The 12,301-nt window shown below is 55.4% G+C and carries 12 protein-coding genes; 1 reads left to right on the top strand and 11 read right to left on the bottom strand.

The window, feature by feature from the left end:
• Window positions 1–27: 27 nt before the first annotated feature.
• The 11 genes from ABEA92_RS04685 to ABEA92_RS04735 all read right to left on the bottom strand — a co-directional run bounded on the left by ABEA92_RS04685 (window position 28) and on the right by ABEA92_RS04735 (window position 11,366).
• Window positions 28–792, bottom strand: coding sequence for a class I SAM-dependent methyltransferase (locus ABEA92_RS04685; RefSeq protein ID WP_425572402.1), 765 nt, complete (start codon window positions 790–792; stop codon window positions 28–30).
• Window positions 793–853: 61 nt separating this feature from the next.
• Window positions 854–1,285, bottom strand: coding sequence for a Minf_1886 family protein (locus ABEA92_RS04690; protein ID WP_345682646.1), 432 nt, complete (start codon window positions 1,283–1,285; stop codon window positions 854–856).
• A 542-nt stretch (window positions 1,286–1,827) separates the two neighbouring features.
• Complete coding sequence (deoC, locus tag ABEA92_RS04695) at window positions 1,828–2,556, bottom strand: deoxyribose-phosphate aldolase (RefSeq protein ID WP_345682647.1); 729 nt, start codon at window positions 2,554–2,556, stop codon at window positions 1,828–1,830.
• Window positions 2,531–2,716, bottom strand: coding sequence for a hypothetical protein (locus tag ABEA92_RS04700; RefSeq protein ID WP_345682648.1), 186 nt, complete (start codon window positions 2,714–2,716; stop codon window positions 2,531–2,533). Before ABEA92_RS04700 ends, deoC begins: the two co-directional genes overlap by 26 nt.
• Before the next feature lie 70 nt (window positions 2,717–2,786).
• Window positions 2,787–3,371 (bottom strand): methylated-DNA--[protein]-cysteine S-methyltransferase, encoded by a 585-nt coding sequence (locus tag ABEA92_RS04705; protein WP_345682649.1) that lies wholly within the window; start codon window positions 3,369–3,371, stop codon window positions 2,787–2,789.
• A 2-nt stretch (window positions 3,372–3,373) separates the two neighbouring features.
• Window positions 3,374–4,750: a tRNA modification GTPase gene (locus tag ABEA92_RS04710; RefSeq protein ID WP_345682650.1), complete on the bottom strand. Its 1,377-nt coding sequence runs from the start codon at window positions 4,748–4,750 to the stop codon at window positions 3,374–3,376.
• Window position 4,751: 1 nt separating this feature from the next.
• Window positions 4,752–7,385: a protein-disulfide reductase DsbD family protein gene (locus tag ABEA92_RS04715; RefSeq protein WP_345682651.1), complete on the bottom strand. Its 2,634-nt coding sequence runs from the start codon at window positions 7,383–7,385 to the stop codon at window positions 4,752–4,754.
• A 57-nt stretch (window positions 7,386–7,442) separates the two neighbouring features.
• Window positions 7,443–8,597, bottom strand: a complete 1,155-nt coding sequence (locus ABEA92_RS04720; RefSeq protein WP_345682652.1) for a phosphotransferase — start codon at window positions 8,595–8,597, stop codon at window positions 7,443–7,445.
• Entirely contained in the window at window positions 8,594–9,115 is a 522-nt protein-coding gene (tsaE, locus tag ABEA92_RS04725; RefSeq protein WP_345682653.1) for a tRNA (adenosine(37)-N6)-threonylcarbamoyltransferase complex ATPase subunit type 1 TsaE, read from the bottom strand. Before tsaE ends, ABEA92_RS04720 begins: the two co-directional genes overlap by 4 nt.
• Before the next feature lie 114 nt (window positions 9,116–9,229).
• The gene (locus tag ABEA92_RS04730; protein WP_345682654.1) at window positions 9,230–9,430 is read right to left on the bottom strand and encodes a hypothetical protein; all 201 of its coding nucleotides are present in this window, start codon (window positions 9,428–9,430) and stop codon (window positions 9,230–9,232) included.
• Between the two features lie 355 nt (window positions 9,431–9,785).
• The gene (locus ABEA92_RS04735; protein WP_345682655.1) at window positions 9,786–11,366 is read right to left on the bottom strand and encodes a sulfatase family protein; all 1,581 of its coding nucleotides are present in this window, start codon (window positions 11,364–11,366) and stop codon (window positions 9,786–9,788) included.
• Between the two features lie 349 nt (window positions 11,367–11,715).
• On the opposite strand from ABEA92_RS04735, the gene ABEA92_RS04740 reads away from it, so the two are divergent.
• The gene (locus tag ABEA92_RS04740; RefSeq protein ID WP_345682656.1) at window positions 11,716–12,291 is read left to right on the top strand and encodes a hypothetical protein; all 576 of its coding nucleotides are present in this window, start codon (window positions 11,716–11,718) and stop codon (window positions 12,289–12,291) included.
• The last annotated feature ends 10 nt before the right edge of the window (window positions 12,292–12,301 follow it).

The following is a 12,301-nucleotide window of genomic DNA, read 5'->3' on the forward strand; positions in this document are numbered from 1 at the left end:
ATAGGCAGGTTGTACGGCGACGTTGGTTCAAGGAAGTGCTTCGAGAACTTGCTTCGCCGGAATCGGATCGATGGATTCAAGCGGACTGTCGTCACGGGCGAAGAACATCAAATGTTGCCAAGGCAGCATGTTATACTCTTTCACCAGCTTGAAGTGGTTCCGCTGATACTCCTTCATGATCTGATTTTTTGACATCTTATGCAGGGGCTTAATCGGCACCGAAGGGTCCTCCTCACGGTATTCCAGCAGCGCAATGACGCCCGTTGGTTTTAGTGCGCGGTGGAGGTGCCACAGCATTGATTCGGGATGCGAGAATTCGTGGTAAACGTCGACCATTAAAACGAGATCCAATTCGCCAAGCGGCAGATTGGGATTGTCGACTTTCCCGAGAATCGGTTCGATGTTTCGCAGTTTGGCTTTGGCACTGCGAACCCGAAGTTTTTGGAGCATTTCACGCTGAATGTCGACCGCCAACACGCGGCCGCTCTCGCCAACCTTTTTCGCCATCGGCAGCGTCCAGTAACCATTGCCGCAGCCAAGATCGCATACGACCATGCCTTCGGTTAACTGCAGTTGAACGAACGAATCCGACGCGTTTTCTTCATCGTCGCGGTTATCACGAATCAGCCATGGTGCGCCTTGATGCCCCATCGGCTGCGCGACAATGCGTCCCAAATAAGTACGCCGCGGCTTTTCGTCCGGGGGGGACGCTGAGTGATCCACCGATTGCGTTGATGGTTCGTCAGTGGTGGTACCTTGAGCCGAAACGCTGTTCGCCGAACCGGCGATCAGGAAGCAGACGAAGCATCCAGCCCACAACCAAGCTGGCACTCGTTTTGGCACTCGTTTTGACTCAGTCTTCGTCGCGAGCGACAAGTTCAAACTGAGGCTCGAACGCGTCGTCAAAATCAAAGACGTCATCAAAATCCTCGCGGCGATCGGTTTCACTTTTACGCATCTGTTCGATGCGAATCAGATTGTACACCAATTCGCCGAGGTCGCTTGTCGAGCGAATGCCCCAATTGGCCAAAACCATCTTGGCCAAGTAGCCATATTGATCAATCGCGTAACGTCGACATGACTCGCAAAGTTGTTGTCCGGTGACGTGATTCGGATTTTCCGAAGCGATTCCCGGCGACGGATCCGCGTCGGCCATCGCCGCACTGGTCGCTTCGTTGTTCTCGTGAGCGTAATGCAGCGACTCGCGGATGAATTGATAAGCTTCGATGCGATAACGTTTATCTTCGTTCAGTAAATCGCGAATCGCTTGAAGAGGAGTCGTCATGAGGGGAACTCTGGGAACACGTCGGTTGATTTGACGGACGATTGTGATGGCTGCTTTCCTGCCGTGTGTCTCTATTTTGACCGCTTACTCGAAAAAAAACAATTCGACTGAGATTGCGGTTGGATAAAAGAGCGTGAATACCAATCACGATCCCAGGACGGCAACGAGAGAACGCGAAGAGGATGGCCGTGAAAAGCGGGCAGTCCACTGCCAATTCCCCAATAAAAAAAGCTGGCGGGCAACACAATGCGTCGTGGGGCAAACGACGGAGTTGGTCACCCACCAGCTAGCTTGTGACGGCCCCTCTAAACAGGGACCTGATAACTATTCGCTGGGGAGAGCTAAGCTCTACGGATAGTAAACTACAAAAGCGGTTTTTCCGCAACGTGGGGGGGCCATGTAAATGCGAAAATCTGCCGCAAATTTCAGTATTTTTGCGCCGTGGGTTTTACCAAGGCGGACTAAACGTTCGCAAAAACCCGATTAAGGGCAGCTCTTTAACGACGGAAGACAGAAGATGTACTCATCTTTTTTTACCGAAATCAGTAAGTGCTTGTGGGTCCAGCAGTTACGTCAATTGGGGGAAATCCAAGCTGCGATCGGCACTCATCAAGCATCTCTTTTGTCCGGCTGGCGCCAACCCGTGTGACACCCATTTCTCGCACCTTGATGACCATTTGCAGGTCACGAATTCCGCCGGCTGCTTTCACTTGGACGTGGCTGGGCGTCTGAGATCGCATCAGCTGGAGATCTTCGATCGTCGCGCCACCGGTTCCAAACCCCGTCGATGTTTTGACCCAGTCGGCATTCAGTTCGCCGCAGATCTGACAGAGCCGAACCTTTTGATCCTCGTTCAGATAACAATTTTCGAAGATCACTTTCACTTTTTGCCCAGCTTGATGGGCAACATCGATCACCGCTGCGACGTCATCGCGAACGTACGTCCAATCGCCGCTGAGCACCTTTGAAATATTGACGACCATGTCGAGTTCTTCGCAACCATCTGCGATCGCCCGCTCGGCCTCGGTTTGTTTCACCGTCGTGCTGTTCACGCCAAGCGGGAACCCAATCACCGTCGATGTCTTGACCGTGCTGCCGGACAATTGTTCCGCACACTGCGGCACCGCACACGGCATGATACAAACGCTTGCCACATCGTAGGCCAATGCCAATTTGATTCCATGATCCAAATCAGACGCCGATAGCGTTGGTGCCAGCAACGCGTGATCGATCATTTTGGCAATGTCAGAGTAAGTGAACGTGCTGCTCATGAATTTCGTTTTTCTGAACGAGTTCTTCGTTTTTGGCGAGTTTGTAACCAGGCAAGGCGACCGGTGTCACCAACACGCCGCTGAGGTGAACATCGTCACCGCAGACGTCGGCAATCAGCAATTCGGGCGTGGATCGCTTAAAATCATTTCGGTTGCTCAACGCCGTCAATTGAGGGGAACGCTGGAGCAATCAAGTCGGCGATGCAAGCAGTTTGACTCGTCGACTCCGATCACGATGTCCAAGTGACGGCCAGCGGTACCGCATCGCTATTTTCCAAGTCCAACAAAAATTGTTTGGTGTCCAGACCGCCAGGGGCACTGAATCCGCAAAGGTGTCCCGAGGATGCAACGACGCGATGACAGGGGATGACGATGGGAATCCGATTGCGAGCCATGCAGCTGCCTACGGCGCGGCTGGCGGCAGGGCTTCCCGCGCGTTCAGCAAGCTGTTTGTAGGTAAGCGTGTTGCCAGGCTGGATTTCACGACACTGGCGATAAACCGCTTTGGCAAACGGAGTCCAATTCGATTCGTCCACCGGGATGGTCTCAAACGTTGTGCAACCGAATTCGAAAAAGGAATTCAAACGATCGTCAAGCGATTGAGCCCAACCGAGAACCGTTTGCGAACCGTCCTGCTCACTCCATTCCGGCGTTTCATTGCCCCATTGCAAACGCCACAATCCACGCGTCGTCCAAACCGAATGGATCACGCCTAGGGGCGAATCATGCGGAGCCACATGAACCGCAGCGGGCACTTGATTTCCCCGCACACGATTTCGCGGTAGCACTGCGGCGATTGGTTTCTGCGATTGCATGATTATTTTCCGATACAGAAGCGACCGAACACACGATCCAAGATATCGTCAGTGTAGACCGCCCCGGTGACCTCACCAAGGCATTCAACAGCGACTCGCAGTTCGGACGCGACAAATTCATGACCGTCGCCTTGCTGCACAAAACGAATCGCCGTTTCGATGCACGTGGCAGCGTGGGCGAGCGAACCGGAACAGCGTGCGGCCGTTCCCATGATCGAGCCCACTTCTTCCTTGTCATGCGATGCGACGAACTGTGATACTCGATCACGCAATCGATCGACACCGTCACCCGTGATCACGCTGGTATACATCCAATCAGGTTGTCGTTGGGTTGAATCAATCAGATCGGATTTCGTAGCGACCCAAATGTCAATCGACGACCGCTTGGATGATCCATCGTGCGTTTCAAAATAACGTCGCTGAGCCGCCAGATCGTCGTGGCACGCATCGACACACCAAATTCGCACGTCCGCATTTTGCGAAGCGCGAAGCGCGTGAGCCTGTGACGCCGCGGTGATCTCAAACAGTGGGTCGTGCTGAGCTCGGCTCTCGATCCCCGCGGTGTCGACCCACTGAACGGCATGTCCGTCGAGCGTGGTTTCGACCGAGACGACATCGCGGGTGGTACCGGCAACGTCAGCGACAATCGCCACCTCGCGGCCCACCAATGCATTGATTAAATGGCTCTTACCCGCGTTGGGATTACCGCGAAACGCTACAATCGCTCGCGAGCGGTTGCCGCCTCGGGATTCCATCGATTGGCGTGTTTTATCGACCGCGGCATGAATCACACTAAGCCGCTCAACGAGCGCTTCGTCACTGATGAATTCGATGTCCTCGTCGACAAAATCGAGTCCTGCTTCGACGTCGGCAAGCAGATCAAGCATCTCGCTACGCATCTGTTCGAGCGGCCGGGATAGATTTCCCGCCAATTGATTCAACGCATGCTCGAGCGACCCTCGTTGTTCGGCTTCGATGACGCCAAGCACCGCTTCGGCTTGCGGCAAATCCAACCGTCCTGCCAAAAACGCCCGCATCGTAAATTCACCGGGACGCGCCGCACGCGCCCCCGCGGTCGTCAACACGTTGACGATCGATTGCAACACAGGCGCCGAACCAATCGTGTGCAGTTCCGCAGACGGTTGCCCCGTATAACTTTGCGATGTCGGCCACAGCGACACCGCGATATCCAATTTACCGAGCGGTGTGCCGAGATCGATCCGGCTTTGGATCACTTGAGCGCGTTTGGCTTGTGAGGACTTGATTCCCACCGCTTCCAAGATCGGCACCACCGATTGCCCCGACATGCGAACAATTCCTCGCATCGCGGGTGTGGTCGGTGACGCGATGGCCACGATGGTTTCATTGGAATCAAGCATGTTAATGAACAAACGCCGTTGATTTCGATGGCGACTTCTTCGATCGCGCGATCGCCGGATCGTCGACACTCGCACCGGCTTGACGCAATGCGTCGATGACTGCGGATTGGCTAACCAAGTCACGCAGCACGATCGGTTGGTTCGGGTTGGATCCGGGGTAGATCGCCAAAACCGGGATCGAGCGACTCTGCAATTCAGCCAGTTTCGATTTGATCTCGGGATTGTGATCAGTCCAATCCGCCAACATCGGCACCGCATCGAGTTCTTCGATCACCTTGCGAGTTTCCTCGGTGTTCAGCGCCACGTTGTAGTTGACAATACAGTTCACGCACCACTTTGCAGTGAAATCGATCATCACGGTGCGGCCTTCGGCTTGCAATTCCTGCAGACGTTCTTCGCTGTACTCTTCCCAAGCGATCGTCTTGACGCCCTCTTGAGGAGCGGGCTCGGCGCCCAAGTACTGAAACGCCATCATGCCGATTGCCGTGGCGACTGCCACACCGCTCACCCAAGCCACCAATCGTTTTTCGATATCGGCCCAATTGGGAACCTTGCCGATGATCCAGCAACCGAACCATACGCCTAACAACGTTACGAAGACCGGCACCTTGTGGTCGTCGCTGAACTGGTTGAAAAAGAATGCCACGGTGGCCAAGAACAAGAACGCCAAAAATTCTTTTAGCGTCTCCATCCAATTTCCTGGCTTGGGCAACCACGCCACCAGCTTGGGCCAAATGCCGATCATGATATAAGGGATCGCCATTCCCAATCCGATGGTCATCATCAACGCGGTCGTTTCCGCGGCGGTCAAAGCGATCGTCAAACCGAAAATGGCGCCGAGAAACGGGCCACTACAAGGCGTCGACAACACGGTGGCAAACGCCCCTTTGGCGAACGCCCCCGGATAACCTTCACGTTTTTGCAAGTCTTGCGAGACCTTGCCACCGGCCATGCCCGGCGCTGGAATCTCCCACACGCCAAGGTAGCTAAGCGCCATCGCAAACATCAGCAGCGTCAAACCGAGTCGAACAGGCAAGTAGGTAAACTGCTCACCCCAAGACAGTGAAAAGACGACGGCCAGTGCCGTTAACAGTGCGAATACCGACATGATGCCGGCCGCGTAGAAGAAATTCAGCAAGAACGCACGCTTGCGATCGGCGCCGGCTTGCTGAACAAAACTCATTACTTTTAGTCCCACCACCGGCAACACGCAGGGCATGAAGTTCAGGATCACCCCGCCTAAGAACGCAAACATCAATACGACCGCAAACGGGCGGCCTTCGGAGTCGTCGCCATCGTTGATCACGATGGGCTGAACCGGAGTGGCTGGATGGGCCGCAGTGTCTTCGGCGTTGTCATCAAGAGATGCTTCGCCGTCGGCGGCAGTCGCTGCGCCGGTTGCAACCGCGTCACCGGTGGGCTGCGATTCGGTGTCGTCGCCGGTGTCTTGGGTTGCGGGTGCAGGCTTGGTTGGCAGTTTGTCGACCCACTGGGTCTCGGCAGCCGCATCAAGTACATCGGCGCGTTTCACGCTAGCGAACTGGACCGCCGCAGACGAGGTCCCAGCCCCGCTTGCGCTGCCGACATTCAGCGTGGTTGAAAACGTCAGCGCCATCGGTTGTTGGCAACTCTTGTCCGTACAAGCTTGGTACGCGATCATGCCGGCGATCTTGTGAGCCCCCGGTTCGGCGTCCTTGGGAACCTGCACAGGCAACGACCATGTCACAGTGCCTTTGTGAAACATCACGCCCGGCAACAATTTGACATCGACCGGCACCGCGACGCTGCTCGCTTTGGGTTGGCCAACGAGCAGTCCCGATTTTTCAGACACCACCATGTTGGTCGAAAAGTCGGCGTCATCCACGGTCAATTGATAAACATGGAATCCAGCATCCGGAATCGCCGTCAGCTTTAGCGTCGCTCGATCTCCCGGAGCCACCGTGGCAGGCGTCAATTCCGCCGTCCACTGCACCTCGTAACCGTCGTCTCGAAATGGTTTGGTAGCAACCGTCTTCGCCGGTTCAACCGCTTGATTTCCCGATTCGGCATCAGCTTGGGTCATCGCGGCGGCAGCGGCGACGTTGCCTGCGAAGGCGGCCGTCAATGTTTCTGAAATGGGGATGCAAGCGCCATCGGGCTTACAAACCTGGGCCTCGACGGCGATCGAAATCGGGTCACGAAAATCAGTGGGGACGACAAGTGGCGCAGACCAGACCACGCGGCCGCCATGTTCTTCGATCGTGATCCCTTTAAAAATCTCCGACACACTTTTGTGCGGCGCTTCGTCGGGAACGAACTTGCCTGCCAATTTCACGGACTCGGGCGACTCGATTGACAATTTCGTCTTCATCGGTCCGCCGGCGGGCTGCGTCACCGAATAGATATGCCAACCCGCGTCCACATCGACGATCACCTCCAAACGTCCTTGCGTGCCGGATTCCTCGACAAAGTACTTGGCTTCCCATTTCGCCGGGTCCCCCGAGTCTTGGCCGAATCCGCCCAGTGAGAAATCGGAGAAGACGCCGCCGTCGTTGCCAAACCCCGACTGGGCTGTTGCAACATGGGGGATGCCGACCACAAAGGCCAGCAACAAACATCCAAGTCCAAGAAGTCCGCCGCCGTTTCTATTTATCATGTTCAGTACGCTTCAAATAAGCTCTTTGCCGAGAATCCAATTCGCTTCGCCAACCGATCATCTACCGAGTTTATCAATGACTCGAATCCATTGATCGATCCGCTGGGCAATCTGCTCGTCATCGTAGGAAAAATTCTGATGGTCAAGCAATAACCAAGTCGCCCAATTGGCAAGGTTAATCCAGGCTGAAACCTGAACGATGCTTTTCGCAATCACTTCTTGCTGTTCATCCAATGACGATTCTAGCCGATAACCCGCCAATACCGAATGCCACGCAGTATGCACATCCGTACACTCACCTAGGAAGCTGGAAATCCAGCGGGCCAGATCGGTGGCAGCCGCATCCATCCGAACCGCGTCAAAATCGATGATCCCGACGACCGAACAAGATTCGACTGCATCGCCCGCGCAGGAATTGGCAAAGAAAATGTGCTCGGCATGAACGTCCCCCAGCACGATTTGCGTCTCAACCGACTCGTGTGATAGCGCCGCCAAAGTCGCAGCCAGCGGACTTGTGACGCGATTCCAATCGGCTCGAAATCGCTCGATCGCCGTCTGCAACGAAAACCGCAGATGCAGATGCTCGACCTGCATCAGATCGCTTGCGATGATCGCGTCCATTTGCGAGCCCAATTCCTTTAGCCGCTTTTGACGCGTCAAGACACATGGGGGTGCTTGCAGCTGCGTTCCCAACGAACGTACCGAGCGGTGAAAAACGGCGATTGCCGATCCGCCACGCAACATCGCTTCGTGGCGTCGTCGTTCGGTTTCCGCATTGGCAGCAAGATCGCCTGCAGCCGCTGAATCGCTGACCAGCAGACCGGTTCCCGTCGCGGGCTCGCGCCATGGTTGGCCGTCAATCCACTGGGCTAGCTCCCAAACGTATTGGCCATCATCAATGGCGTAGCGATTGGGCACTCCGGCATCACCTGGATCGTATCGCTTTGGCCCGCCCAGCTTTGGCCCGCATCGCTTAAGCTCGGGTACCACATCGCAGCCGTTGTTCTTTGCCGTGACCATCACCCTATGAATCTGGTCCACGCGAGACAAAGAAGTGTGCAGCGGATAGCGTTTCAGCGCCCACGTCTGCCCCTGGGCAATCGAGACACGAAACACGGCAGCCCCGCTCAATCCCGACGCAATCGGCTGGATCGATTCGATGCGAGAATGTTCGAACCAATTTTTCAGCACTGAACGGACAGCGTCACTCATGCCGCAGACCAGCCATCGTCAATGCACTGTTGATGAAGCAAGCGAAGCGATTCATGCAGCGCGAGATCCTGAGTCGACATCGTGATTTGACGAAAACGGGCATCCTGTTCGATATCGATCTTGATCCACACGGTTTCCAATGGCATCACCGAACGGACGAGATCCGCCCACTCGACCAGTGTCCAAGCTTGTGGATCGTCAAAGAGTTCTTCGACCCCCAACTCCAAAAATTCATCGTCATCGCTGACGCGGTAGGCATCCAAATGATGCAGCGTGATCGATCCGTGATGGGATTGCAGCAGCGTGAACGTGGGACTTGTTACATCCGCAGGATCAACCCCCGTCGCCGCGGCAATCGACTGGACGATCCGCGTTTTGCCCGCCCCCAACGTCCCGACCAATCCAAAGGAAATCCCGGCGGGCAAGCAATCGACCATTCGCCGCGCCAATGCGTCAACATGCTCGAGATCGAGGTGACGCAAATACAGTGCGGGCTGATTCGTATTTTTGAGGTCCAAGGTCCAACGCTCCGATTCGTAGTGAAGCAAAGCATTTTAGATTATTCTCGGCCCGCCGCGAGCCCGCCGAACATAACCGCCACAGATGGCGGGCCTAACAACACGGGGGATCGGCTAGCCTGCGCGGCGCAACCGAGTGGGCGCGGCAAAGTGAGCCAGCGTCTTTTCGAGGCATCCCAGCGATTTCAGCGTCTGTTTGAACATGGCGGCGGCCTGAGCATTGGACTCGAAACCGAGATCCTCGAGCAGCTCGAGCATTTCGGCGAGCTCAAATTGAAGCACCAGTTCTTCGGGCGTTTGAGGCAACCGGTTCACGGGATCTCTCCGACGGAAAAATCGAACGAAGGGACAAACGCAGGATCACTTCGTCAGTTGCAATCCACGTTGTCGATCCCGACGACCGACTCCTTCTAGATGTTTCGTTCGGAAAATTGCGTAAAATCCGATATCAAAATCGTCCTTGGCGTCACCGTGTTCCATCGCGCCCCGACCGCTGGCGCCGATTAGGTAAAATAGACCACTGCGCAAGTTGCCACTCTCGCCCCGCTACCCATATAACCGGTCGCGAGAAAACGTTCCACAATGCGTTTGGCACGCGGCCAAATTCGCCGTCACCGAGTGCCGATGCGGGCTCGGTGACGGCAATATCCCAAAATGAGGGTCGCTCGTTTTAGCGGGCGCCTTTGTTCAGCGGTTCTTCGACCACGATCGCGGCAGGGAAATCCGCAGCTTCCTCACCACCACGCTCCGCCCAACGTTTGTTCTGCGAACCGCCGCGAGGTTGATTCATCGGGATGTCCATCCCTCCGGCGTCGCCTAGCATTTCGTACAACCGGTTCTCCATCTCTTTGACGACCGACCGGTAGTCGGGATTGGCGATCAGATTCTTTGTTTCGCCTGGATCGCTGGCCAGGTCATACAATTCGTCGACGTCCCACAGTCCGTAATAGGTGATGTATTTGAAACGATCACCGCGAAGCGCAAATTGCGTGGGCGACTGCGGAAAGTTCTTTTCCCAATAGTAGACGTAGAGAAAATAGTCTCGCCAATCCAAGTCGGGATTGTTGGGGAGTTCGAGAAAACTCTTGCCGTCCATGTAGTCGGGCGTTTCCAAGCCCGCAGCATGCAAGATCGTGGGCCCGATATCGATGTTTCCAATCACCGATTCGACCACCGTCCCTCCTTCGTAGAGTTCAGGGCAATGCATCATCATCGGCACGCGAATCGACGCTTCGTACGAAACCCGTTTGTCGATCAAGCCATGTTCGCCCCACATAAAACCATTGTCGCCCATATAGATGACCAGCGTCGAGTCGTGGATTCCCATCTTTTTAAGCTGATCAAGCACACGGCCGACACTGTCGTCCACCGCCAACAGCGATTCACAATATCGGCGGTAGAGGTAATCGAGTCCATTGTCGCTGTGGTAGGAAAAATCGATGCCGTGCCAGCTGTTGCGTTGGTCGCGAACCCAACGAGGTGCGTTGTTTTCGGCGGAGATTTCTTTGCCACGCGGAAGAAAGCTAAGGTCGGCATTGGCGTAGCGGTCGGCATGTCGCTTGGCAGGCGTGAAATTCGAATGCACCGCCTTATGCGACAGATACAAACAAAACGGTTCATCCGAGTCCTTCTGCGATTCAAGCCACTCGATCGCGTAGTCGGTCAATTCATCGGTGATGTAACCTTTCTGCTTGACTCGTTTACCATTGACGTTCAGCGTGTAATTCGGCCCCGGTGGCAAGTAATTGCCTTGGCCACGGAAGCTGATCCAGTGGTCAAATCCAGGGCGTGGGTCGTCATGCTCGCCGCCCATATGCCATTTGCCGATGAACCCAGTGCGGTAGCCAGCCTTTTGCAGGTACTGAGGAAAAAAAATCGTTCCCTCAGGCACCGCACGATTGTTGTCAATCACGCGATGCTTGTGGGTGTACAGCCCTGTCAAAATCGACGCCCGGCTGGGTGAACAAAGGGATGTTGTGACAAACGCATTCTTCAAATGGACTCCGCCCGAGGCGAGCGAATCGAGGTGCGGCGTTTCGAGAAACGGATGCCCCATGAACCCCATCGCGTCATAGCGATGGTCGTCTGTCAAAATGAAAACGACGTTTCGAGGTTGCACGCCGTCAATCTTGCCCACCTCAGGCAGATCAGCCGAGGATGGTTTCGCGGCAGTTTCCGCGGCCGATTGGGCAACAGCACCACCACAGGCAAAGCAAACGAAAAGAGTTCCAGCAATCAAACGCCATTTCATGAAGTCGTCTCCAAAGCAGATCAGCAAAGATGAAGGGGGGAGGGGAGTGTGAGGAAGCCAGGACGAGGAAGCCGTCCTAACTTGGCCAAAAATGCCAGCCAGGCGAGCAATCTCATGGTCAGCAGTGGGCAACGCCAAGGGACCAATGATAACTGGCCCGATTGAGGCCGTGGGAATTTGATTCCGCTGTTCCTTGGCCTACTCGCATGGGGCTACCAGCATTCCGTGGGCTGCTAGCATTCCGCGGGCTGTTAAATTTTGCGGATTATAAGGATTTATTGGACTGAGTCGAATGGGATGGCCGAATTGACAACTATCCACTCGGCAAGACGACGAAGGTCTAAATCCAATGAAACCGACACAACAGCTCTCACTCCTGACTCTCTCCATCGCCCTCCTTTGGTTCACCGGGTGTTGCGGTCCCACGTGCGGCGGAGCCAATGGACCGCTGATGTTCGGCGGCGGAGGCTGCGGTACGCCCGGATGCGGCGAATGTGATGGCTGTGGCGAACTGTACGTCGATCCTTGGATCAACCATCCCGCCGACGCTTGCGATCCCTGCGACAAGTGCGGGAATCACAACGGCCAATCCTGTGGCAAATGCCGCTCGGTCTTCTCAGGAATTGAAAGCCTGTGGGGATATCGATGTGGGGTCGAATCAGGCTGTGATGGCGGTTGCCATGGTGGCTGTGACGGCGGTTGCGATTCAGGTTGCGAGGTCGGCTGCGGTTGCGAATCCTGCGTTTCGGAATCTTACCCGAGCGAATTTCACGTTGGCGAAGAATACATCTCAGGCGAATCGCACTACCCCGGCGAAACCATCGTCGAATCCGAAGAGCCCGCGTACAAACCGGAACGCACTCGAAAGATCTTTCGCTCGAAACCTAGCGTTGCTCGCGGCGTCCCAACTCCGGCGATACGCTAATCTCCGAACG

This window comes from Novipirellula caenicola (genome assembly GCF_039545035.1).
Lineage (GTDB): Bacteria > Planctomycetota > Planctomycetia > Pirellulales > Pirellulaceae > Novipirellula > Novipirellula caenicola.

Bases quoted from the DNA above. Each gene is read 5' to 3' on its own strand.
- ABEA92_RS04705 (WP_345682649.1), bottom strand. From the start codon at position 3,371: ATGCAATCGCAGAAACCAATCGCCGCAGTGCTACCGCGAAATCGTGTG.
- ABEA92_RS04690 (WP_345682646.1), bottom strand. From the start codon at position 1,285: ATGACGACTCCTCTTCAAGCGATTCGCGATTTACTGAACGAAGATAAA.
- ABEA92_RS04735 (WP_345682655.1), bottom strand. From the start codon at position 11,366: ATGAAATGGCGTTTGATTGCTGGAACTCTTTTCGTTTGCTTTGCCTGT.
- ABEA92_RS04740 (WP_345682656.1), top strand. From the start codon at position 11,716: ATGAAACCGACACAACAGCTCTCACTCCTGACTCTCTCCATCGCCCTC.
- ABEA92_RS04715 (WP_345682651.1), bottom strand. From the start codon at position 7,385: ATGATAAATAGAAACGGCGGCGGACTTCTTGGACTTGGATGTTTGTTG.
- deoC (WP_345682647.1), bottom strand. From the start codon at position 2,556: ATGAGCAGCACGTTCACTTACTCTGACATTGCCAAAATGATCGATCAC.
- ABEA92_RS04710 (WP_345682650.1), bottom strand. From the start codon at position 4,750: ATGCTTGATTCCAATGAAACCATCGTGGCCATCGCGTCACCGACCACA.
- ABEA92_RS04720 (WP_345682652.1), bottom strand. From the start codon at position 8,597: ATGAGTGACGCTGTCCGTTCAGTGCTGAAAAATTGGTTCGAACATTCT.